The sequence below is a fragment of the Noviherbaspirillum aerium genome (genome assembly GCF_008929045.1).
Classification (GTDB): Bacteria; Pseudomonadota; Gammaproteobacteria; order Burkholderiales; family Burkholderiaceae_D; genus Noviherbaspirillum; species Noviherbaspirillum aerium.
The window spans coordinates 38,818-62,376 of sequence record NZ_VFAH01000023.1; the positions used below are offsets into that span (position 1 = coordinate 38,818).

The 23,559-nt window shown below is 61.3% G+C and carries 22 protein-coding genes; 16 read left to right on the top strand and 6 right to left on the bottom strand.

Annotated features, from left to right (window positions below; all coding sequences use genetic code 11):
- Positions 1–76 precede the first annotated feature (76 nt).
- The 7 genes from kbl to crcB all read left to right on the top strand — a co-directional run bounded on the left by kbl (position 77) and on the right by crcB (position 6,248).
- Positions 77–1,273, top strand: coding sequence for a glycine C-acetyltransferase (gene kbl, locus FH061_RS23915; protein WP_151638348.1), 1,197 nt, complete (start codon positions 77–79; stop codon positions 1,271–1,273).
- Between the two features lie 19 nt (positions 1,274–1,292).
- Positions 1,293–2,261 carry an NAD-dependent epimerase/dehydratase family protein gene (locus tag FH061_RS23920; RefSeq protein WP_151638349.1) on the top strand — a complete coding sequence of 323 codons (969 nt, stop codon included), beginning with the start codon at positions 1,293–1,295 and terminating at the stop codon, positions 2,259–2,261.
- A 113-nt stretch (positions 2,262–2,374) separates the two neighbouring features.
- Positions 2,375–3,835: a threonine synthase gene (gene thrC / locus FH061_RS23925; protein ID WP_151638350.1), complete on the top strand. Its 1,461-nt coding sequence runs from the start codon at positions 2,375–2,377 to the stop codon at positions 3,833–3,835.
- A gap of 59 nt (positions 3,836–3,894) precedes the next feature.
- Positions 3,895–5,124, top strand: coding sequence for a molybdopterin molybdotransferase MoeA (locus FH061_RS23930; RefSeq protein WP_151638351.1), 1,230 nt, complete (start codon positions 3,895–3,897; stop codon positions 5,122–5,124).
- A gap of 9 nt (positions 5,125–5,133) precedes the next feature.
- The gene (gene moaD / locus FH061_RS23935; RefSeq protein WP_151638352.1) at positions 5,134–5,391 is read left to right on the top strand and encodes a molybdopterin converting factor subunit 1; all 258 of its coding nucleotides are present in this window, start codon (positions 5,134–5,136) and stop codon (positions 5,389–5,391) included.
- A 6-nt stretch (positions 5,392–5,397) separates the two neighbouring features.
- Complete coding sequence (gene moaE, locus FH061_RS23940) at positions 5,398–5,877, top strand: molybdopterin synthase catalytic subunit MoaE (protein WP_151638353.1); 480 nt, start codon at positions 5,398–5,400, stop codon at positions 5,875–5,877.
- Positions 5,874–6,248 (top strand): fluoride efflux transporter CrcB, encoded by a 375-nt coding sequence (gene crcB, locus FH061_RS23945; RefSeq protein WP_151638354.1) that lies wholly within the window; start codon positions 5,874–5,876, stop codon positions 6,246–6,248. Before moaE ends, crcB begins: the two co-directional genes overlap by 4 nt.
- A gap of 156 nt (positions 6,249–6,404) precedes the next feature.
- On the opposite strand, the gene FH061_RS23950 is transcribed toward crcB, so the two are convergent.
- Positions 6,405–6,953 (bottom strand): hypothetical protein, encoded by a 549-nt coding sequence (locus FH061_RS23950; protein WP_151638355.1) that lies wholly within the window; start codon positions 6,951–6,953, stop codon positions 6,405–6,407.
- Positions 6,954–7,056: 103 nt separating this feature from the next.
- Here FH061_RS23950 and clpB point away from each other — a divergent pair, with 103 nt between their 5' ends.
- Positions 7,057–9,645 carry an ATP-dependent chaperone ClpB gene (clpB, locus tag FH061_RS23955; RefSeq protein WP_151638356.1) on the top strand — a complete coding sequence of 863 codons (2,589 nt, stop codon included), beginning with the start codon at positions 7,057–7,059 and terminating at the stop codon, positions 9,643–9,645.
- 83 nt (positions 9,646–9,728) lie between these two features.
- Here the strand turns inward: clpB and FH061_RS23960 are convergent, their stop codons facing one another.
- Positions 9,729–10,520: an AraC family transcriptional regulator gene (locus FH061_RS23960; RefSeq protein ID WP_151638357.1), complete on the bottom strand. Its 792-nt coding sequence runs from the start codon at positions 10,518–10,520 to the stop codon at positions 9,729–9,731.
- 128 nt (positions 10,521–10,648) lie between these two features.
- Between FH061_RS23960 and FH061_RS23965 the strand changes: the two genes are divergently transcribed.
- Complete coding sequence (locus tag FH061_RS23965) at positions 10,649–11,932, top strand: MFS transporter (protein ID WP_151638358.1); 1,284 nt, start codon at positions 10,649–10,651, stop codon at positions 11,930–11,932.
- Positions 11,933–12,041: 109 nt separating this feature from the next.
- Complete coding sequence (gene rraA / locus FH061_RS23970) at positions 12,042–12,536, top strand: ribonuclease E activity regulator RraA (protein WP_151638359.1); 495 nt, start codon at positions 12,042–12,044, stop codon at positions 12,534–12,536.
- 203 nt (positions 12,537–12,739) lie between these two features.
- On the opposite strand, the gene FH061_RS30670 is transcribed toward rraA, so the two are convergent.
- A complete protein-coding gene (locus tag FH061_RS30670) occupies positions 12,740–12,916 on the bottom strand; it encodes a hypothetical protein (RefSeq protein ID WP_192805226.1) in 177 nt (58 codons plus the stop codon).
- Between the two features lie 238 nt (positions 12,917–13,154).
- Here FH061_RS30670 and aceA point away from each other — a divergent pair, with 238 nt between their 5' ends.
- The gene (gene aceA, locus FH061_RS23975; protein ID WP_151638360.1) at positions 13,155–14,465 is read left to right on the top strand and encodes an isocitrate lyase; all 1,311 of its coding nucleotides are present in this window, start codon (positions 13,155–13,157) and stop codon (positions 14,463–14,465) included.
- 157 nt (positions 14,466–14,622) lie between these two features.
- Here aceA and alkB read toward each other — a convergent pair whose 3' ends face one another.
- A complete protein-coding gene (gene alkB, locus FH061_RS23980; protein WP_151638361.1) occupies positions 14,623–15,276 on the bottom strand; it encodes a DNA oxidative demethylase AlkB in 654 nt (217 codons plus the stop codon).
- A 35-nt stretch (positions 15,277–15,311) separates the two neighbouring features.
- On the bottom strand, positions 15,312–16,007 hold the full coding sequence (locus tag FH061_RS23985) for a cation transporter (protein WP_151638362.1): 696 nt from the start codon (positions 16,005–16,007) through the stop codon (positions 15,312–15,314).
- 88 nt (positions 16,008–16,095) lie between these two features.
- On the opposite strand from FH061_RS23985, the gene cadR reads away from it, so the two are divergent.
- From cadR to FH061_RS24010, 5 genes are all read left to right on the top strand, one after another.
- Positions 16,096–16,536 carry a Cd(II)/Pb(II)-responsive transcriptional regulator gene (gene cadR, locus FH061_RS23990; RefSeq protein ID WP_151638363.1) on the top strand — a complete coding sequence of 147 codons (441 nt, stop codon included), beginning with the start codon at positions 16,096–16,098 and terminating at the stop codon, positions 16,534–16,536.
- A gap of 92 nt (positions 16,537–16,628) precedes the next feature.
- Complete coding sequence (locus FH061_RS23995) at positions 16,629–17,561, top strand: 23S rRNA (adenine(2030)-N(6))-methyltransferase RlmJ (RefSeq protein ID WP_151638364.1); 933 nt, start codon at positions 16,629–16,631, stop codon at positions 17,559–17,561.
- 135 nt (positions 17,562–17,696) lie between these two features.
- Positions 17,697–19,013 (top strand): EAL and HDOD domain-containing protein, encoded by a 1,317-nt coding sequence (locus FH061_RS24000; RefSeq protein WP_151638365.1) that lies wholly within the window; start codon positions 17,697–17,699, stop codon positions 19,011–19,013.
- Between the two features lie 36 nt (positions 19,014–19,049).
- Positions 19,050–19,604 carry a transcription elongation factor GreB gene (gene greB, locus FH061_RS24005; RefSeq protein WP_151638366.1) on the top strand — a complete coding sequence of 185 codons (555 nt, stop codon included), beginning with the start codon at positions 19,050–19,052 and terminating at the stop codon, positions 19,602–19,604.
- A 151-nt stretch (positions 19,605–19,755) separates the two neighbouring features.
- Entirely contained in the window at positions 19,756–21,099 is a 1,344-nt protein-coding gene (locus FH061_RS24010; RefSeq protein ID WP_151638367.1) for a DUF3422 family protein, read from the top strand.
- Between the two features lie 86 nt (positions 21,100–21,185).
- Here the strand turns inward: FH061_RS24010 and FH061_RS24015 are convergent, their stop codons facing one another.
- Positions 21,186–23,459, bottom strand: coding sequence for a RelA/SpoT family protein (locus FH061_RS24015; protein WP_151638368.1), 2,274 nt, complete (start codon positions 23,457–23,459; stop codon positions 21,186–21,188).
- Positions 23,460–23,559 lie beyond the last annotated feature (100 nt).

Below are 23,559 nucleotides of genomic sequence, written 5' to 3' on the forward strand. Positions count from 1 at the left end.
CAGATAGCCGGCAAGCCGAGGCAATGAATTTGCATGCTCGCTATTAACACTGGATGGAGGAGTGATGGCTTCGGATATGCAACGGAAAGCATTCTACGAGCAGCTTGCGAACGGGCTCGACGGCTTGCGCGAACAGGGGCTCTACAAGCCGGAGCGCGTCATTGCTTCAAGGCAGGGCGCCGAAGTGGTCTGCGACGACGGCCGCAAGCTGATCAATCTCTGTGCAAACAACTACCTTGGCCTGTCGGGCGACGAAGCCATGGTACGCGCCGCCGTCGAGGCCACCGAGAAATACGGCTACGGCCTGTCTTCGGTCCGCTTCATCTGCGGCACGCAGACAGTGCACAAGGAACTGGAGCATGCCTTGTCGGATTTTCTCGGCACCGAGGACACGATCCTGTACGCGGCGGCTTTCGATGCCAACGGCGGCGTGTTCGAACCCCTGTTCGATGAGCAGGATGCCATCATTTCCGACGCGCTCAACCACGCCTCCATCATCGACGGCATACGCCTGTGCAAGGCGGCCCGCTACCGTTACCAGCATAACGACATGGCCGACCTCGAAGCCCAACTGCAGGCGGCTGCCGGAAAGCGCCACAAGGTCATCGTCACCGACGGCGTTTTCTCCATGGACGGCACCATCGCCCAGCTCGACAGGATTTGCGACCTTGCCGACCGCTACGGCGCGCTGGTCATGATCGACGAGTGCCATGCTTCGGGCTTCATGGGCAAGACCGGGCGCGGGACGCATGAACATCACGGCGTGATGGGGCGCATCGACATCATCACCGGGACGCTGGGCAAGGCGCTCGGCGGCGCCATGGGCGGCTTTACCTCGGGACGCAGGGAAGTGATCCAGACCTTGCGCCAGAAATCCCGGCCTTATCTGTTTTCGAATTCGCTGGCTCCGGCCATCGCCGGCGCGTCGCTCGAGGTGCTCGGGCGCCTGTCCGCGTCCACCGAACTGCGTGATCGCCTGCATGCCAATACCGCCTATTTCCGCGCCGCCATCAGCGAAAGCGGCTTCACCATCAAGCCGGGCACGCATCCGGTGGTGCCGGTGATGCTGTTCGATGCGCCGCTGGCGCAGAAATTCGCCCAGCGGCTGTATGAGCTTGGCGTGCTCGTCACTGGCTTCTTCTACCCGGTGGTGCCGATGGGGCAGGCAAGGGTGCGGGTCCAGCTGTCGGCGGCGCATACCCGCGAACAGCTCGACAAGGCGCTGGCCGCCTTCCGCCAGGCCGGGCAGGAACTTGGACTGTTGAACAATTAAGGAATCGAGGAGCAGGGCAATGGAAAGAATTCTGGTCATCGGCGCCAACGGGCAAATCGGCAGTGAACTGGTGGAGGCGCTTGTCTCGCAGCATGGGGAAGACAATGTGATTGCGGCCGATATCGGTCCCGCCAGCCTGTTCGGCGCCACACGTTACGAGACGCTGGATGTGCTCGATGCCGCGCGGCTTGCGCAGGCAGTGGAAACCCACCGGATCACCCAGGTGTACCAGCTGGCGGCGCTGCTTTCCGTGACCGGCGAACAGGCGCCGCTCAAGGCCTGGACGCTGAACATGAACGGCCTGCTGAACATCCTTGAACTGGCGCGCGAGCGCACCGCTGCCGGCAAGCCGCTGAAGGTTTTCTGGCCGTCGTCGATCGCCGCCTTCGGTCCGCACACGCCGGCGGTCGACACGCCGCAGCTCGCGGTCATGGATCCGACCACGATCTACGGCATCAGCAAGCAGGCCGGCGAGCGCCTTTGCGAATATTATTTCAGCAAGTTCGGCGTCGATGTGCGCAGCATCCGTTACCCGGGCATCATCAGCCACAAGTCGCCGCCCGGCGGCGGCACCACCGATTACGCGATCGCCATCTTTCATGCCGCCAAGCGCGGGGAGTGCTATTCCTGCTATCTCGGCCCGGAAACCACGCTGCCGATGATCTACATGCCGGATGCCATCCGGGCTACCATCGAATTGATGGATGCGCCCGCGGAACAGATCCGGGTGCGCTCCGCCTACAATGTTGCCGGACTGAGCTTTTCGCCCCGCGAGCTGGCGGAGGAAATCCGCCGCCAGTTGCCGGAATTCGAACTCCGTTATCAGCCCGACCACCGCCAGGCCATTGCCGACACGTGGCCGCACAGCCTGGACGATACCTATGCGCGGGCCGACTGGGGCTGGAAAGCCCGGATCGGCCTGCGCGAACTGGTCACGGACATGCTTTTGCATGTGCCTCCGGCAAGGGAATTGCACCACGCGGCATGAGTGCGCTGCCCGCGGTGCGAAACGCGGGCGACTGGGGAGGGGACGGCAGTTATAATGGCGGACGAACGGCAATTCAGTGCAGCACGTCCCGATTACCAATCTTTCAATAGCTTATGCAATACGTCTCCACTCGCGGCCAATCGCCGGCCCAGTCTTTCTCCCAGATCCTCCTCGGCGGCCTTGCCCCTGACGGCGGCCTCTACCTGCCCGTCGAATATCCCAGGGTCAGCGGCGCCGAACTCGATGCCTGGCGCAAACTGTCCTATGCCGACCTCGCATTCGAAGTGCTGAAAAAGTTCGCGACCGACATTCCGGAAGCCGACCTCAAGGCGCTGGCCCACAAGACCTATACCGCCGACGTCTACCGCAATGTCCGCGAAGGCGAGGACGCCGCGCAGATCACGCCGCTGCGCACGCTGGAAGACAAGGACGGCCGCAAGCTGGTATTGCAGGCGCTGTCCAACGGCCCGACGCTGGCCTTCAAGGACATGGCGATGCAGTTGCTGGGCAACCTGTTCGAATATGCGCTGGCGAAGCAGAATGCCGAGCTCAACATTTTCGGCGCGACATCCGGCGACACCGGCAGCGCGGCAGAATACGCAATGCGCGGCAAGAAGGGCATCCGCGTATTCATGCTGTCGCCGCACAAGAAGATGAGCGCGTTCCAGACCGCGCAGATGTTCAGCCTGCAGGACCCCAACATCTTCAACATTGCCGTCGAAGGCGTGTTCGACGACTGCCAGGACATGGTCAAGGCCGTCTCCAACGACCTCGAATTCAAGGCCCGCCAGAAGATCGGCACGGTCAACTCCATCAACTGGGCGCGCGTCGTGGCGCAGGTGGTCTACTACATCCGCGGCTACCTGAGCGCGACGACCAGCAACGACCAGAAAGTTTCGTTTACCGTCCCTTCCGGCAATTTCGGCAATATCTGCGCCGGACATATTGCGCGCATGATGGGCGTGCCGATCGATACCCTGGTCGCGGCCACCAACGAGAACGACGTGCTCGACGAATTCTTCCGCACCGGCGTCTACCGGGTGCGCAAGGCGTCCGAAACCTATCATACGACCAGCCCAAGCATGGACATCAGCAAGGCGTCCAACTTCGAGCGCTTCATCTTCGACCTGCTGGGCCGCGACGCCGAACGGGTGCGTGCATTGTTCAAGCGGGTCGATTCCCATGGCGGCTTCGATTTGTCGGGCAAGCCGGGCAGCGATGGCGACGAGTTCGCGAAGGCCGGTGCCTACGGTTTCGTTTCCGGCAAATCGGTGCATGCCGATCGCGTGGCGACCATCCGCGACGTGCAGGCGAAGTACGGCGTGACTGTCGATACCCATACCGCCGACGGCATCAAGGTGGCGCGCGAGTATCTGAAGCCGGGCATACCCATGATCGTGCTGGAGACAGCGTTGCCGGCCAAGTTCAATGAGACAATCCGCGAAGCGCTGGGCCGGGATGCCGAGCGTCCGGCCGGTTTCGAAAACATCGAGGCATTGCCCCAGCGTTATGAGGTAATGGGTTCGGATGTGGAGAAGATGAAGGCATTCATCGCCAGGCATACCGGCCTGTGATCCCCGGCCAATGCCTGCCGTGCAACTGCGTAACTGCGTAACGTCAACCTTGACCGCACATGACTGAAAAGAAAGCCATGTTGAGCGCCGCCGAGGCGCTCGATTTCCTGCTCTCCGCCGCGCGGACTATCGCGGAGTCGGAGACCGTTTCCACGCTGGAAGCGAACGGCCGCATACTCGCGACGGCGCAGAGTTCGACGATCAACGTGCCGCCGATGGACAATACCCAGATGGATGGCTACGCGGTGCGTTCCGCCGAGTGCGCAGGCGGGGCGGCAAGCTTTAGCGTGTCGCAGCGCATTCCGGCCGGCGTGGTCGGCGAGGCGCTGCAGGCGGGAACGATCGCGCGCATCTTCACCGGCGCGATGATTCCCGCAGGTGCCGATGCGGTCGTCATGCAGGAGCAATGCGAAGTCGATCCGGCTTCCGGCAGGGTGACCGTCAGGCATGCGCCGCAGCCGGGGGAATGGATACGCCGCACCGGCGAAGATATCCGTGCCGGCAGTGTCATCCTTGAAGCGGGTACCCGCCTGCGCGCGCAGGAGCTGGGCCTCGCCGCTTCGGTCGGACTGGCGACGCTGCCGGTGTTGCGCAAGCCGCGCGTCGCCGTCTTCTTCACCGGCGATGAACTGGCGATGCCGGGCGAGCCGCTGAAACCGGGCGCCATCTACAACTCCAACCGTTTCACCCTGCGCGGCCTGCTGGAAAACCTCGGCTGCGAATTCACCGACTTCGGTATCGTGCCCGATACGCTCGAGGCCACGCGCGATACCCTGCGCCAGGCAGCGGGCGGGCATGACCTGATCATCACGTCCGGCGGCGTGTCGGTCGGCGAGGAAGATCACATCAAGCCGGCGGTCGAGGCGGAAGGGCGCCTGAACATGTGGCAGATCGCCATCAAGCCGGGCAAGCCGCTCGCCTTCGGAGAGGTCAACCGCCCCGGCGGCACCGCCTATTTCCTCGGCCTGCCGGGCAATCCGGTATCGAGCTTCATCACCTTCATGCTGTTCGTCAGGCCGTTCATCTTGCGGCTGCAGGGAGTCGCTTCCGTTACCCCGAAGTCCTATGCGATGCGCGCCGATTTCGCCTGGACCAAGGCCGATCGCAGGAATGAGTTCCTGCGCGCGCGCATCAATGCCACCGGCGGCCTCGACCTGTTCCCGAACCAGAGTTCGGCGGTGCTGACGTCGACCGTCTGGGGCGACGGCATCATCGACAATCCGCCCGGGCAGACGATTGCGCCGGGCGATACCGTGCGTTTCATTCCCTTCAACGAATTGCTCCATTAAACTCAAGCCATGCAGATCCAGCTTCGTTTCTTCGCCAGCGTCAGGGAAGCCGTGGGAACCGGCCAGGAATCGGTATCGCTTCCGGTCGAGGTGCGTACTGTCGGCGATGTGCGCGCCTACCTGCGCAGCCGCGGCGGCGCCTGGGCGGAAGCGCTCGCTGAAGGCAGGGCGTTGCGCATGGCGTGCGACCAGCAGATGACGGATGCCGCCACGCCGATCAGCGAAGGCTGCGAAGTGGCGTTCTTTCCTCCTGTCACAGGCGGCTAGCGCATCATGCCGATCCGAGTCCAGACCGAGGATTTCGACCTCAGCACGGAAATCGCCAAGCTGCGTGCCGGCCAGCCCCAGGTCGGCGCGGTGGCGACTTTCATCGGTACCGTACGAGACATCAACGACGGAGCCGGCGTCAGCGAGATGGAACTGGAGCATTATCCTGGCATGACTGAAAAGGCGCTGGAAGACATCGTCGCCCAGGCCAGGAGCCGCTGGAACATCATCGATGCGCTGGTCATTCACCGTGTCGGCCCGCTCAAGCCGCTGGACCAGATCGTACTGGTGGCGGTGACTTCCAGGCATCGCGGCGAATCATTCGCCGCCTGTGAATTCATCATGGATTTCCTCAAGACCCAGGCGCCGTTCTGGAAAAAGGAACAGACGCCGAATGGCGCACGCTGGGTGGATGCCCGGGTCACCGACGACAAGGCTCTCGCAAAATGGGGCGTTGCTTCCGATAACGCAGGCCCCGCGGCATGAGCTGGCTCGCCGTCGGTTTGGGTGCCGCGATCGGCGCGTGGCTGCGCTGGGGGCTGGCGCTCCGGCTGAACGGCGCGGTGGCCGCCTTGCCCCTGGGAACGCTGGTCGCCAACCTTGGCGGCGGCTACCTGATCGGACTCGCCGTCGGCTTTTTTGCAAACCATCCCGCTCTTTCACCCGAATGGCGCTTGTTCGCGGTCACCGGCTTTCTCGGCGGACTGACCACGTTTTCCACGTTTTCCGCCGAATCGATGGCCTTGCTGCAGCGCGGCGACTATGCCTGGGCATTAGGGCATTCGGCGCTGCATTTGATCGGATCGGTTGCCTGCTGCATCGCCGGTTTCGGCACTTATCGCGCCCTTGCCGGCTAGAGCGTTTTCGCCCTGACCGGTCTAGTCGAGGCCGAGTCAGATTGCCGCTGGAACAAGGCGTGACGACGCGACATAGCCAAGCCATGGCAAGGAGTCACAACGCAGTGCCGGCGGCTATCTGTCCGGGATCGGCAGGCAGGTCAGGGTAAAACCGCTCTAGTTAAGCAGCCGCGAACCTCCGGATGCGTCCATTGCGCCGAGGGTGCCGGGCATTTCCAGTGCAATATCCCATTCCGCCGTCTTCGCCGCTTCCATGAGCAGGGAGCAGAATCCATGCAGCGCCACTGGAATGAACGACAGTTCGAAGCCGTCGTCGCCATCCGGTGCAAGCTTGATCCGGACCGGCTGATCGGCATCCTGGGTGAAATTGACCGAGGTAATCAGGAGGGGGGCTTCGCCCAGCGGAAAGTGGCTGATCTCGTTTTCGTAGCGCGCAGCGAAATTGCCGGTGTCGTGGATGTGCTTGACGGATGCATGATGCTCCATGCCGACGATGTCGGCGCTGGCATGCGCGGCCTGCGGCTTGTCCAGCCTGACCTGCGTTTCCAGCACCTGCCGGATGGCCGGCCACAAGGCCTTGAGCAGGCGGCGAGTGATCCAGGCGCGCAATTCCTGCAGCATGCCGTCTTCTGCCTTGAACGAGGCGCGGAAAAGCAGCCGGTCTTCCTCGGCCTGATAACTGACTTGAAGTTGATGCAGTTCCATGATGCCGGGAGCTCGATGCAAGCGAGCTCAAACATCCTTTCTTGAAATGTGGTTTGTCGTCCCTACTTTGTTGGCAGATTGAATTTTCACGGAGAACACTCCCATGCGTCTCGACAAACTGACAACAAAATTGCAAGAAGCGCTGTCCGACGCCCAAAGCCAGGCGGTCGGCAATGATAACCAATACATTGAGCCAGTGCACATCCTGAACGCCCTGATCAACCAGGACGACGGCGGCGCCCGCTCGCTGCTGCAGCGCGCCGGCGTCAATGTCAACGGCGTGACTTCCGGCCTGAAAACCGCGCTGGAGCGCCTGCCCAAGGTATCCGGCAATGGCGGCGAAGTCCAGATCGGCCGCGAATCGGTGGCATTGCTCAACCTTGCCGACAAGGAAGCGCAGAAACGCGGCGACCAGTTCATCGCCAGCGAAATGCTGCTGCTGGCACTGACGGAAGACAAGTCCGATGCCGGTCGCATTGCGCGCGACAACGGTCTGACCCGCAAGGCGCTGGAAGCCGCCATCACCGCGGTGCGCGGCGGCGGCAATGTCAATTCGGCCGATGCCGAAGGGCAGCGCGAAGCCCTGAAAAAATATACGCTTGACCTGACCGAGCGCGCCCGCGCCGGCAAGCTCGATCCGGTGATCGGCCGCGACGATGAAATCCGTCGCGCGATCCAGGTGCTGCAGCGCCGCTCGAAGAACAATCCGGTGCTGATCGGCGAGCCCGGCGTCGGCAAGACCGCCATCGTCGAAGGACTGGCCCAGCGCATCGTCAACGGCGAAGTGCCCGACAGCCTGAAGTCCAAGCGGGTGTTGTCGCTCGACATGGCTGCCTTGCTCGCCGGCGCGAAATACCGTGGCGAATTCGAAGAGCGCCTGAAGGCCGTGCTCAAGGAAATCGCGCAGGATGAAGGCCAGACCATCGTCTTCATCGACGAACTCCACACCATGGTCGGCGCCGGCAAGGCCGAAGGCGCGATCGATGCGGGCAACATGCTCAAGCCTGCGCTGGCGCGCGGCGAGCTGCATTGCGTCGGCGCCACCACGCTCGACGAATACCGCAAGTACATCGAGAAGGATGCCGCGCTCGAGCGCCGCTTCCAGAAGATCCTGGTCGACGAGCCGAGCGTGGAAGCGACCATCGCTATCCTGCGCGGCCTGCAGGAAAAGTACGAGGTGCACCATGGCGTCGACATCACCGACCCGGCGATCGTCGCCGCGGCGGAGCTGTCGCATCGCTACATCACCGATCGCTTCCTGCCCGACAAGGCAATCGACCTGATCGACGAAGCCGCTTCCAAGATCAAGATCGAGATCGATTCCAAGCCCGAGGTGATGGACAAGCTCGACCGCCGCCTGATCCAGCTGAAGATCGAGCGCGAAGCGGTGCGCAAGGAAAGCGACGAGGCTTCGCAGAAGCGACTCGGCCTGATCGAAGAAGAGATCCTCAAGCTCGAACGCGAGTATGCGGACCTGGAAGAAGTCTGGAAGGCGGAAAAGTCGGCGGTGCACGGCAGCCAGCAGATCAAGGAAGAAATCGAGAAGGTGCGTCTGCAGATGGAAGAAGCCAAGCGCAAGGGCGACTGGCAGAAGATGTCCGAATTGCAGTACGGCCGCCTGCCGCAGCTGGAAGCCCAGCTCAAGCAGGCCGACAACGGCGAAGAGAAGAAACCGGAACGCAAGCTGCTGCGCACCCAGGTCGGCGCCGAGGAAATCGCCGAAGTGGTCTCGCGTGCCACCGGTATTCCGGTCTCCAAGATGATGCAGGGCGAACGCGACAAGCTGCTGCAGATGGAGGAGGAACTGCACAAGCGCGTGGTCGGCCAGCATGAAGCCATCGTCGCGGTATCCGATGCGATCCGCCGTTCGCGCGCCGGCCTGTCCGATCCGAACCGGCCTTACGGCTCCTTCATGTTCCTTGGTCCGACGGGCGTTGGCAAGACCGAGCTGTGCAAGGCGCTGGCTTCCTTCCTGTTCGATACCGAGGAAGCGCTGATCCGCATCGACATGAGCGAGTTCATGGAAAAGCATTCGGTTGCACGCCTGATCGGCGCGCCGCCGGGATATGTCGGCTATGAAGAGGGCGGCTACCTGACCGAAGCGGTGCGCCGCAAGCCGTACAGCGTGATCCTGCTCGACGAGATCGAGAAGGCCCATGCCGACGTCTTCAACGTGCTGCTGCAGGTGCTCGACGACGGCCGCATGACCGATGGCCAGGGCCGTACCGTGGACTTCAAGAATACGGTGATCGTGATGACCTCGAACCTGGGCTCGCACAAGATCCAGTCGATGGAAGACAGCGATCCGGCGCTGGTGAAGCTGGCGGTGATGGCCGAAGTGAAAACCCATTTCCGGCCCGAGTTCGTCAACCGCATCGACGAGCTGGTGGTGTTCCATGCGCTCGACGAGAAGAACATCGGTTCGATCGCGCGCATCCAGCTGCAAGTGCTGGAGAAGCGTCTGGCGAAGCTGGATATCGGCTTGCAGGTGGCGGAGGCCGCCTTGCAAAAGATTGCCGAGGCCGGTTTCGATCCGGTGTATGGCGCGCGTCCACTGAAGCGGGCTATCCAGCAGGAACTCGAGAACCCGTTGTCCAAGCTCATCCTCGAAGGCAGATTCGGTCCGAAGGACGTGATCTCGGTTGGCGTCAAGGGCAGCGAACTGGCTTTCGAGAAAGCCGGCGTCGTCTGATCCACGGTTCAGCGCCTGAACAATAACCCGGGTGCCGGCGACGGCTTCCGGGTTTTTTATTGCTGCTGGAGTCGTGGTTTCGCTCAGGAATCCTTGCGGGCAAAGAATACGCTTGGTGGTTGTCCGAAGGTCTTCCTGAACATCGCCGTGAATGCCGACTGGCTGGCATAGCCGAGCTCCGCCGCGACCTGGGACAGCGGCATGCCGCGCGCAATCAGCGGCGCCGCATGAGCCAGGCGCACCTGCTGGCGCCATTCCCGGAAGCTGGTATCCAGTTCCCGTTCGAACAGTCGCGCAAGCGTGCGTGCCGAAGCGCCGACCTGTTCCGCCCATTCCTCCAGCGTCAGCGGAGAAGCGGGGTCGGCAATCACGTTTTCGCAGAGCGCCTTGAGCCGCTTGTCCGACGGCAGGGCGACACGGATCGGCAAGGTTGCGAGTCCCGAAAGCTCATCGAGCAGCAAGGCCGACAGCAGTTGCTCGCGCACGCTGGCTTCTTCCGCCTGGCCCAGCGCGACGACCAGTTCGCGCAGCAGCGGCGACACTTCAAGCACTTCGCACTGCGTGCCGCGGAACGGCGCGGAGTCCGCATGTACGTAAAGCGCACGCAGGCGGGTCTTTTCGAGAGTGGTGACCTCGTGGCGCAGCAGGGGCGGAATCCAGATGGCGCGCTGCGGCGGGACGATCCAGGTATTGTTCTCGGCAGTCACCCGAAGCACTCCTTCGATCGCGTAGGTCACCTGGCCCCAGACATGGCAATGCACCGCGAGGATTTCCGCGACATCGAGGTCGCGTGCCATCATGCGCACCGGGCGCTCCGGACTTGGCGCCCTGCCGGGAAGATCGACGCGCGTATGGGTGATGGGCTGGACGGGCATTGTCTTCTCCGGGAGGGCGCGAAACGCGGTTGGCAGGAAATCGATAAAACTTGTCTGGCTATCTTAAAGCAGACGCGGCGCTTTTGCCTACACTTGGGTCTATTCCCATTCCCCATGAAGAGAAACCCATGCCGCAAGCAAGCACACATCCGGATTTGCGCCAAGATGCGCAGGTCATTGGCCTCGAAGGCCTTGCCCACGGAGTCTCGCATTTCTTTCATCTGATCCTTGCGCCGCTGTTTCCATGGATTAAGGATGCATTCGGACTGTCGTACGCTGAGCTCGGCTTGCTGATGACCGCTTTCTTCGTGGTTTCCGGCGCCGGCCAGGCGGCATCGGGTTTCGTGGTCGATCGCGTCGGAGCCCGCTCGGTGCTGTTCTTCGGCGTGGCCTGCCTCGGCGTTTCGGCGCTGGTGCTGGCCAGTTCACCGAATTACGCCGTGCTGATGCTCGGTTCGATGCTCGCCGGGCTTGGCAACAGCGTCTTCCATCCCGCCTGCTTCACCTTGTTGAATCAGCGTGTTTCTCCGGCCCGGCTTGGACACGCCTTTTCCGTCCATGGCGTAACGGGAAATCTCGGCTGGGCGGCGGCGCCGGTTATTCTCGTGCCGCTGGCCGGCCTGTTCGGCTGGCGCATGGCGCTACTTGCTGCCGCGGGCATTGCCTTTGCGGTTCTCGCGCTGCTGTTCATCTTCCGGGAAACGCTTGCAACTGAACAGGACACGCAGAACATGCTGAACAAACAGGATGCGCGCAGCTCCGGCAAGCGTGCCGCAAGCGCCGGGGCGTCGGCATCGAATCATTCTCATGCCTTGGCCTTCATGCGCATTCCCGCGATATGGATGTGCTTTGCCTTCTTTCTGATCACTGCCCTGGCGATCGGCGGCGTGCAAAGCTTCTCCGCTTCCAGCCTGCGTGAACTCTATGGCGTATCGCTGGCGATGGCGACCGCTGCCTATACCGCCTACATGCTGGCTTCGGCGGCCGGCATGATATGGGGCGGCTTCCTTGCGACGAAAACCACCCGGCATGAAAGGACGATTGCCATGGGTTTTGCGGCATCAGGGTTGTTCGCGTTCCTGATTGCCAGCGGCATCGTATCGCCGCTGGCTTCAGTGGTGCTGATGGCGGCGGTGGGTTTTGGTTCCGGCATCGCGGGGCCATCGCGCGACTTGCTGATCCGCGCCGCGGCGCCCAAGAACGCCACCGGCCGCGTTTATGGTGTCGTGTATTCCGGCATCGATATCGGCCTGGCGGTGTCGCCCCTGCTGTTTGGCGCCTTGATGGATGGATCGCATCCGGCGTGGGTGTTCATCGGTATCGGCGTGTTCCAGTGCATGGCATTGCTGACGGCGATCGGCGTGGGCACCAATACCGCAAGCAAGACGGTCAAGGCCGGCGCCGTTGCCTGATTGATCTTGACGCCGTCGCAAGGTCTGATCAGGAGCAAGGCTTTCCAGGCATGCCGCATGCGGTCGTCGCATACAATCCTGCATTGAATCGTTCAAGACAGGAGAGACTATGACATTTGCGACATGTGATATCTGCGATGCCAACGAAGACAAGATTGCTGCCGGCACATTGGCCGTGCTGCCGCCGATCTTTCAGAAGTACGGTGCGCAGCTGGTATTTTCCGGACCGGCGACAACTTTGAAAGTGTTCGAGGACAACGTGCTGGTCCGTGCAGCGCTGGAGACGCCGGGCAACGGCCATGTGCTGGTGGTTGACGGAGGCGGCAGCCTGCGCTGCGCACTGGTGGGCGGCAATCTCGGCGTGCTGGCCGAAAAGAACGGGTGGGCGGGCATCATCGTCAATGGCTGCATCCGCGATTCGGAAGAAATCAATACCTGCAATATCGGGGTCAGGGCCCTTGGGACACATCCCCAGCGCAGCGTGCGCAAGGGTGCAGGCGATCGCGATCTGCGTGTGAGCATCGGCGGTGTCGCCATCCACCCTGGTGACTGGATCTATGCCGACGCCGACGGGGTCCTGGTATCGGCCGTGAAGATCGACTAGTGCGTTTTCGCCCTGACCGGCTGGTCGAGGCCGAGGCAGATTGTCGCTGGAACAATGCATGGCCAGGCCATGGCAAGGAGTCGCAACGCAGTGCCACGGGCAATCTGTCCGGGATCGGCAGGCAGGTCAGGGTAAAACCGCTCTAAGATGCCCGCTTTCCGGCAGGCGCGGAGCGAACCCGCCTGCCATTTATCCTTCCTTGCTTATTCTTCAGTATCAATAGCGTTCCCGCTACATGCGAGGGGTACGCTTTTTCTCTTTTTCTCTTGTTGTCGCTGGTCATGCCAGCGAATGGGGCCGTCCTGCCCGCCGGACATCCATTGATAACAAATGTCATGGTTGAAGCCGACCAAAGTGTCCTTTTCATCGCCTTTTTTCATATACCAAAAATCGTATTCCGCATTATGAAATACTGTCTGTGCGAAGCACCATCCCAGGTTTCATTTTAAGAAAAATGATTGCGCATCGCGAAATACGAAATTTAAGTAATTGAAAATAAAGGATAAAAAATTACTTATATGTCTTATATAAGACCTTGTTGCCTCGCAAAATAAGGCCTATTATTTGTCCATCGAGCTTCACTTTTCTTTTGACCCGCTTCACCACAGGAGAATCACCATGGCATCTCGCGAACAGCAAATTCAGGCACTGGAAAAAGATTGGGCAGAGAACCCGCGCTGGAAAGGCGTCACACGCAACTATACTGCGGAAGATGTCGTGCGTCTGCGCGGTTCCAAGCAGATCGAATACACGCTGGCAAAAGAAGGTGCTGAAAAGCTGTGGGCAAAGGTCAACGGCGGCGCGAAGAAAGGCTACGTGAATGCCTTCGGCGCCATCTCCGCCGGCCAGGCTATGCAGCAGGCCAAGGCAGGCCTGGAAGCCGTCTATCTGTCCGGCTGGCAGGTCGCCGCCGACGGCAATACCTCCGAAACCATGTACCCCGACCAGTCGCTGTATGCCTATGACTCGGTTCCGACCATGGTCCGTCGCATCAACAACACATTCAAGCGCGCCGACGAGATCCAGTGGGCACGCGGCATCAACCCGGGCGATGAAAACTATGTCGACTTCTTCCTGCCCATCGTTGCGGATGCGGAAGCCGGTTTCGGCGGCGTGCTGAACGCTTTCGAACTGATGAAGAACATGATCTCCGCCGGCGCGGCAGGCGTGCACTTCGAAGATCAGCTGGCAGCGGTGAAGAAGTGCGGCCACATGGGTGGCAAGGTGCTGGTGCCGACAACCGAAGCTGTCGAGAAGCTGACCGCAGCGCGTTTCGCGGCTGACGTCATGGGCGTGCCGACCATCGTGCTGGCACGTACCGATGCCGAAGCGGCCAACCTGATCACTTCCGATCACGACGCCAACGACAAGCCTTTCCTGACAGGCGAGCGCACTAGCGAAGGCTTCTATCGCGTCAAGAACGGCCTGGAGCAGGCTATCAGCCGCGGCGTGGCATATGCGCCGGTGGCGGACCTGGTCTGGTGCGAAACCGGTACGCCCGACCTCGGCTTTGCCCGCGAATTCGCGCAGGCTGTCCATGCCAAGTGCCCGGGCAAGCTGCTGTCCTACAACTGCTCGCCGTCCTTCAACTGGAAGAAGAACCTCGACGACAAGACGATCGCCGACTTCCAGGAAAAGCTGTCCGAACTGGGCTACAAATATCAGTTCATCACGCTGGCCGGCATCCACATCAACTGGTTCAACACCTTCCAGTTCGCCCATGCCTATGCACGCGGCGAAGGCATGAAGCACTATGTGAACATGGTGCAGGAGCCGGAATTCGCAGCACGCGACAAGGGTTACACCTTCGTGTCTCACCAGCAGGAAGTGGGCGCGGGCTACTTCGACGAAGTCACTACCGTGATCCAGGGCGGCACATCCTCCGTCAAGGCACTGACCGGATCGACCGAAGAAGAGCAGTTCCATTGATGAATGCGCGGGGCCTTCGACTTGAACGGTCCCGCAGTTTCGGGTAACACCGGATCGACCAATAGCGTTGTTGTTTTTGCTGGCTGTGCATGGTTTCCATGCGCGGCCAGTTTTTTATTGTGGCGATTGTTTTTGCATTCCAACGCAAGAATGCGGTTTATGTCACTTTGCGGAACGTGAGATTGATGCGGCAGTCACCGGCCAGCGGATGCGGACTTGCCTTCACGGGCAGCACGCCGTGATAACGCAATCGAGCAGGACCGCCCCAGACGACCGCATCGCCATGCATCAGCGGTATGCGCATGGCGCGGTCAGCCCGCTGCAATCCGCCGAACAGGAAAACGGCAGGCATGCCGAGCGATAACGAAACGATGGGATGATCGAAGCTGCGCTCATCCTTGTCCTGATGCAGCGACAGCCTGGCGCCGGCTTCGTAGCGATTGATCAGGCAGGCATCCGGTTCGAATCCGTCGAATCCCGCCTGCGCGGCGGCACGGCGCGCGAGTTCAAGAAACAGGTGCGGCATGCGCGGCCAGGCCAGGCCGGTCAAGGGGTCGACGCTGTCATAGCGGTATCCGCTGCGGTCGCTGATCCAGCCGTAAGCACCGCATCCGGTCATCGCAACCGACATGCGCAAGCCGCCGGGCGTCTCCATGCGCCGAAAGGCGGCGTGTTGCGCGATGGCGTCCACTGCCGCGAGCAGATCCTTGCCATCCTGAAGCGCAAAGCGGCGCAGCACCATCGCCCCGTCACACAGCAACTCGGACGTGACGGGAGCGGTATCAAAGTCGTCGAACAATTCGAGGTTCATCTTGGCGGAGCAGCCTTGTCATTGGACAGGAAACATCAATGGCGGTGACCGGCATGCGAATGCGGTGCCGAATGTTCATGGGATGCCGAGTCGGCATGCTTGGGCTTATTGTCATGGCGGAACCCGAGTTCCGCAAGGGCGCTGCGACCGACGGTGAATGCCGCGCTCAGGGCCAGCAGGCTCATCAGTATCGCCACCGACCAGTCCGGCCAGCCGCTGCCCGTGCCGAAGACGCCGGCGGCTGCCAGCATCACCGCCGCATTGCCGATGGCATCGTTGCGCGTGCATAGCCAGACGGACCGCATGTTGGCGTCGCCGCTTCGATATGCGTAGAGCAGGGCGGCGACCCCCAGGTTCGCCAGCAGGGCGAGGAAGCCGATCGCGCCCATTGTCGCCGGTTCGGGCGGCGTCCCTTCGGCGATGCTCCATGCGGTTCGCGCCAGGACGAAGCAGCCGAACGCTCCCATGGACAAACCCTTCAGCAACGCAGCACGGCTGCGCCAGGCCAGTGCCATGGACAGCACCAGCAGCGATACGCCGTAATTGGCGGCATCGCCGAAGAAATCGAGCGCGTCCGCCAGCAACGAAGTCGAGCCGGTCCGCATGCCGCCCAGGAATTCGACGCCGAACATGGCGGCATTGACCAGCAACGCGATCCAGAGCACACGGCGGTAGCGCGGATCGCGTCCGGGCGGTGGAGCAGGATTATGGGCGCAGCAATGAGCAGACATGGTAAACCTCCAATAATACGATCCGGTACGGTTTGCCTATTACAGACCCTGTAGCTACTATAGAGTCAAGCGAGAACTGGAGAGGCTCATGAAAATCGGTGAACTGGCGAAACGGACCGGCTCGGAAGTCGAGACCATTCGTTATTACGAAAAGGAGGGCCTGCTGCCCATGCCGCCGCGCAGCGAGGGCAACTATCGGCAGTATGGCGACGGCGATGCCGAGCGCCTGTTGTTCATCCGGCATTGCCGTTCCCTCGGCATGTCGCTGGACGATATCCGCAAGCTTCAGCATTTTCAGGGCCGCCCCGACCTGGCCTGCGATGAAATCGATGCGCTGCTGGACCGGCATGTGCAGGAAACCGAGCTGCAGATACAGTCCCTGCAGAGACTGCAGAAGCAATTGCAAGCCCTGCGCAATACCTGCCGCACCCACATGAGCGCCCGGCAATGCGGCATTCTGCAGAATCTCGAGAACGCGGCTGCGGGAAGCGACTGCATCTGCCACCATGCGCACGGCGAGGCGGGCTGAACCTTGTGCCATCGTTCGCGCATGCGGGCGCGGTGACATGAGTGCCTGCTGCTAAAATGTGCACCCTTCAAATCTGACTTCCGGGAAACACCATGCTGAGCTATCGCCACGCCTTTCATGCGGGCAACCATGCCGATGTGCTCAAGCACATCGTTCTCATCCAACTGCTGCGTTATTTCGGCCAGAAGGATACCGCTTACATGTACATCGACACGCATGCCGGCGCAGGCGCCTATGCGCTCGATACGGGATACGCAGCCAAGAGCACCGAATATGAAACCGGCATCAGCCGTCTTTGGGAGCGCAATGACACGCCCGAGCCGGTGGCCGACTATGTCAAGCTGGTCAGGGACATGAACCCGAGCGGCAAGATGCGCTATTACCCGGGGTCGCCGTATTGCGCGGACAAGGTCGCCCGCGAGCAGGACCGCATTCGCCTGTTTGAACTCCATCCGAGCGACTACAAGATTCTTGGCGAAAATTTCCGCAAGGTCGCCGCCCATGCCGCAGAACAGGGACAGCGCAGCAATGTGCGCGGCAAGCGTGTCATGATCCAGCAGGCCGACGGCTTCAGCGGCCTGAAGGCCTTGCTGCCGCCGCCTTCGAGGCGCGGGTTGGTACTGATCGATCCACCCTATGAAGTAAAGGACGATTACCGCCGCGTCAAGGATACCCTGACCGATGCGCTCGCCCGCTTTGCCACCGGTACCTACGCGGTCTGGTATCCGGTGCTGCAGCGCATGGAGGCGCGCCAGTTTCCGGACAAGCTCAAGCGGCTGCCTTGCCAGAACTGGCTGAATGTAACCCTGTCCATCAGCGCGCCTCTGCCGGACGGCATCGGCCTGTACAGCAGCGGCATGTTCATCCTGAACCCGCCCTGGACGCTGGAGCCGATGCTGCGGGACATCATGCCCTACCTCGTCAAGACACTGGGGACCGATGCGGGCGCGGGTTTTGTCGTGGAGAGCGGCACGCCGACAACATCGGCGGGAAGCGGAAGACGCCCGAGAGCCGAGCGGGAGTAATGCCGATCGTGGAGGATGGGTGCAGGTACGGGCAGGCCTGATGTTTGCATGCGGTTGATGAAAAGTTCGGGGCCGCTGTGAAGGCCGGGCTCGCCGCGCGTGGACCAACAATATCAGCAACCAAAGATTGCACTCATGGCAAAACTTACCGGGTACGTTTCTGCGATAAACAATGCTTCTATCCAGAGTTTCCGCAATTTCTTTCTAGGACGCCAACCGATTCTCGACCGCAACAAGAAGCTGTATGCGTATGAATTGCTGTTTCGCGATGCCGACACCGACATGGCTAATGTGGTCGACAACGTATCGGCGACCGCATCGGTGATCCTGCATGCCTCCGAGCTCGGGTTGAACAACGTCATCGGCAATTTCCCCGGCTTTATCAATGTGGACGGCACGGCGCTCATGAGCGACTTTCTCCACTTTCTACCGCCGGAGAAGGTGGTGCTGGAAATCCTGGAGACGGTGGAAGCCAGTGACGAAGTGGTCGAGCGCGTCGCCTATCTTGCCGGCAAGGGTTATCGCTTTGCGCTGGATGATGTGGCAAGCATGAACGGCAATGTGAACCGTTTTCTGCCGCATGCCGAAATCATCAAGCTCGATCTGCCGCAACTGTCGGGCGAGGAACTCCGGGAACGCGTACGCGTATTCAAGGCAGCTGGCAAGAAACTGCTCGCCGAGAAGGTGGAAACCGTCGAGCAATTCGAACGATGCATGGCCCTCGGAACTGATTATTTTCAGGGTCATTATTTTGCGCGGCCCACTGTCCTGACAGGAAAGAAATTGTCTACCTCGCAGTTGGCGGTCATGGAATTGATGAGCCGGTTTGCAGAGCATGCCGACATGACCGATATTGAGGGGAGGCTCAGGCAGGATGCATCGCTGGGCGAAAGCTTGCTGCGGCTGGTCAACGTTCTGCCCCTTGGAAAGGAGGGGCATCGCATCGAATCGGTGAAAGACGCAATGTCGGCGGTAGGCCGCGATCAGTTGCGCCGCTGGCTGCAGATCCTGTTGTGTGCGGAGCCCAGCCAGGTACCGGGCCATACCTCGCCGCTGCTGATGATGGCGACAACCAGGGGGCGCCTGCTGGAGCTGATCGCCGAACGTATCCGGCCGCAGGACGATGCGGCGGCCTGCACGGCTTACACTGTGGGTATCATGTCCCTGATGGATGCCCTGTTCGGCATGCCGATGGAAGACATCCTCGATCAGCTTCCGGTAGCCTGTACGGTGCGGGATGCCTTGCTCGAGCGCAGCGGCTTGTATGGCGACATGCTCAAGCTGGCGGAGTGTCTCGAGCGCGTCAGGGATAGCGGGCCGGTTCCGGCGCAGTTGCTGCGCAAGCTCGGCTTGAGCGCGGAAGAGCTGTATCGGCTTGAGCTGCGGGCGTTCGAATGGAGCGATGAGTTTGCATCATCCGAGGATTGGTCGTGCTATTCCGGCCACCGGTGACAAGTGTTGTGCTTACGAAGTGACTTACTGGAGATTATGAACAAGGCATTCGTGAAGGAATCCGAAGGCGACGATGACGACCTTGAGGCGTCGTTGCCTGCCATTCCGGCAGGATCGAAAAATTACATGACGCCCGATGGCCATCGCCGCATGAAGGAGGAGTTGCTGCGCCTGATCGATGTGGATCGCCCCGAAGTCGTGCGCGTAGTGTCGTGGGCGGCGTCCAACGGCGACCGGTCGGAAAACGGTGACTACATCTACGGCAAGCGCCGCTTGCGCGAAATCGACCGGCGCATCCGCTTTCTCACCAAGCGCCTCGATCTTGCCGAAGTCGTCGATCCCAGCGTGCACCACGGCAGCGACCAGGTTTTCTTCGGCGCGACCGTGACCTATGAGAATCAGGCCGGCGACGAGCACACCGTGACCATCGTCGGCATCGACGAACTGGATCCGCTCAACGGCAAGATCAGCTGGATTTCACCCGTCGCCCGTGCGCTCACCAAGGCGCGCGAGGGTGATTCGGTCACGCTCATGACGCCCGCAGGCGTTGACGAACTGACCATCCTGTCGGTAACCTATCCCGCACCCTGAGCCTTCCTTTCAGCTTGGCGGCCACAAGCCGGCAAGCGTCTCTCAAGGCGTCGAGTTCCGGCGCCTGCCGCCCAATTCCCTATCCCGATGTTCCGGTATGGAAATTGCTGCGTGATCTGCTTTGAATAATGAATAAAAACTCCCGACGCGAATGCCTATCCTGTTTTCCAGCCTGAATCATGCAATGCGGGTTCCGCTTGCCGCCGAAATCCACTCGAGACCCTTCCTGCGCCTCGATGCGCCCGAAAGCCTGACGCATCTGGCAGTCTACCCCCGCGACCCTGTCGATCCGGAACTGTCCATCGGCGGCTCGCAGCATGCGACGCTTGCGGCCTTGTGCAGGCATTTCGGCGTCAGCGCGCCGGCGCCGGAAGCCAAATACTTCTATCATGATTTCGGCCGCTTCCGTCTCAAATGGGAGTGCCATACCGAGTTCGCCACCTTTACCTTCGCCGAGCGGCATGCCGAAGCGCGTCCGCTGGCGCAGGCTTTCGAGCATGTTCCGGTCAAGCATATTCCCCAGGAATGGCTGGCCAGCCTGCAGGGCACCATCATGGTGGCCGCGCATGTGGTGCTCGACAATACCCGGGGACCCTCCGATACCTTTGCGTCCGGACTGCACCACGTCTTCGAAGGCAGCATGCTGGTCGGCAGCCGGGTCTTGCAGGGCGGGGAAGTGTGGACCGATTTCCTGATCCAGTCCGATGGTTTCAGCCGCTTCGTGGTGCGCGACGTCGGCCTGCATGAGCAACAGGCGGGACGATTGGTGCAACGGCTGCTCGAAATTGAAACATATCGCATGATGGCATTGCTGGGCTTGCCCCATGCCCAGCAGGCGACTCCCATGCTCAATGCGATCGAAGGCGAACTGGCGACGCTGGCCTCGGCAATGGTCGAGACCGACCGCTCGAACGGGAATCAGCTCTCGACTGCCGATGACGAGCAAGGCTTGCTGACAACCATCACCGGGCTTGCCGCCCGGATCGAGCAGCTCTCGCTGCACAACAGCTACCGGTTCTCCGCTTCACAGGCCTATTTCAGCCTGGTTCATGCGCGTATCGAGGAATTGCGCGAAAGCCGCATAGAGGGCAGCCCGACGATAGGCGAATTCATGGACAGACGCCTGACTCCCGCCATGCACACCTGCCAGGCCATTGCGCGCCGCCAGGAAGCCCTTGCCGAGAGGATCGCGCATACCAATGATTTGCTCCGCACCCGTGTCGGCATTGTGCAGGAGCGGCAGAACCGGCAGATACTGCAGTCGATGAATGCCCGCGCCGCGCAGCAGCTTCGACTGCAGCAAGCGGTGGAGGGGCTGTCGGTCGCAGCCATTTCCTATTACGTGGTTGGCCTGTTCAGTTATGCAGGCAAGGCGGTGAAGGTGGCGGGCATGCCGATCAATCCTGAACTGGCTACCGGCATACTGGTGCCGCTGGTCGCCGCAGGCGTCTGGCTGGGGCTGCGCCGCATGCACAAGACCCTTCATACTGGCTGAGCCGCATCCGGCACGACCTGACCTTAACACCGGCAAACGGCAAACGGCAAACGGCAAGCGTCGATCGCCGGTGCCGGCGATGCGGCTCAGCTGCGTTCGCGGACGATGCGCGCGACGCCGGGAATGCGGCGTACATTACGCATCAGGCGTGCCAGATGGATACGGTCTTCGACCTGGATGGTGAAACGCAGCTGCTTCATCAGATGGTCGCGGTCGTCGTCCATGCCGACATAGGTGATATTCGCATCCGATTCGCCGATCTCGGCGGCAACCCTGGCGAGCACGCCTTTCTCATTGTCGACCAGTACCTTGATGCGGCAATCGAAACGGCGGCTGAGTTCGTTGCCCCATACCAGTTCAATCCAGCGGTCGGGTTCCTTGGACTGATGGCGCTTGGCGACGTCGCAGTCGGTGCTGTGCACGGTAATGCCCTGATCCCGCTTGAGCTGGCCGCTGATGCCGTCGCCGGGGATAGGCAGGCAGCATTGCGCCAGTTGAACCGCCGTACCTTCGTTGCCGTAAATCGTGACGGGATCGAGCTTTCCGGCCCTGCTGTCGCTGGCCAGCGGCGGCAGCGGCGAACCGGCGTCGGTTTCGAGCAGGCCACGCATGTGGCGCGCCACGAGTGTTGCCATCCTCTTGCCGACGCCGATGTCGGCATACAGCTCATCGAGCGATTTTGCGCTCGATTCGTTAAGAAGCTTGTCGACCAGCGCTTCGGGCAGCAGCGGATCGATATCGATCGCGCTCAGGGCCTGCGCCAGCAGGCGCTTGCCGAGCTCGGTCGATTCGGCCAGGTTGATGGTCCTGAGGTGATGCCGGATTGCCGAGCGCGCCTTGCCGGTCCGGACGAAAGTCAGCCAGTTGGGACTCGGGCGGGAAGTCGGCGCAGTGACGATTTCGACGATATCGCCGTTGCGCAGCTCCGCCCGCAATGCCGCATGCTCGTGATTGACGCGGGCCGCGATGGCCTGGTCGCCGATGTCGGTATGGATGGTGTAGGCGAAGTCGAGAACGGTGGCGCCGCGGGGCAGGGCGATGATCTTGGATTTCGGAGTGAAGACATAGACCGAATCAGGGAACAGGTCGACCTTCACATGCTCGAGGAATTCGGCCGAATCGCCCGTCTGCTTCTGAATATCGAGCAGCGACTGCAGCCATGCGTGCGTGCGCTGCTGCAGATCCGTCAGGCTGGCCTCGTCATCCTTGTACAGCCAGTGAGCGGCAACGCCGGCTTCGGCGACGCGATGCATTTCCGTCGTGCGGATCTGGAATTCGACAGGCGTGCCATACGGGCCGATCAGCGTAGTGTGCAGTGATTGATAGCCATTGAGCTTGGGTATCGCGATGTAATCCTTGAACTTGCCCGGCATCGGCTTGTACAGCGCATGCAGGGTGCCAAGCGCTACATAGCAGTTTGCGAAGCTGTCGACCACGATGCGGAAGCCGTAGACGTCGAGCACCTGGGAGAATGACAGGTGCTTGTTGCGCATCTTGCGGTAGATGCCGTACAGGGTTTTTTCGCGTCCGTAGACCTGCGCCTGGATGCCGGTCGCAGCGAGCGTGTTCTTGACCGAGTCGAGAATCTTGGTGACGACTTCCCGCCGGTTGCCGCGCGCCGCCTTGACTGCCTTGGCCAGCGTCCGGTAACGGACCGGGTAAAGATGGGAAAACGCCAGATCCTGGAGTTCTCGGTAAATGTTGTTGAGGCCGAGGCGGTGCGCGATGGGCACATACACTTCCATCGTTTCGCGGGCGATCCGGCGCTTCTTCTCGGGCACCATGACGCCGAGGGTGCGCATGTTGTGCAAGCGGTCGGCCAGCTTGACGAGGATGACGCGTACATCGCGCGCCATGGCCAGCAGCATCTTGCGGAAGTTCTCCGCCTGGGCTTCGATCTGGCTCTGGAATTCGATCTTGTCGAGCTTGGACAGGCCGTCGACGAGTGCGGCAACCGGCGCGCCGAAGCGCTCGATCAGTTCATCCTTCCTGACCCCCTGATCTTCCATGACATCGTGCAGCAGGGCGGCCATGATGGCTTGCGCGTCCAGCTTCCAGTCGGCGCAGATTTCCGCGACGGCGATCGGATGGGAGATATAGGGCTCGCCGGACTTGCGGATCTGGCCGAGATGCATTTCATCCGAGAAGCGATAGGCTTCCTTGACTTTCTTCAGTTCGGACGCGGTCAGGTATTCCGCCACCTTGTTGATCAGGTGGCTTACCGAAGCGACCCCGGCCGTCGGCGCGGTGCCGGATTCGGGCTTGGATACGGGGTCGTTATGCCTTGCGGGCGAACGCTCTGCGTTGGCCCGGCTTTGGGGTGCGACTGATAAGCTTGAATCTGCAGGGGTCAGGTTCATAGATGAAGGATATCAGTCACATGCAATCGTTGCATCCCCAAATATCGCTGCGTCGCGAAATTTGATTTCCGCGTCTGTCCTGCCGCAATACCCCGGGAGG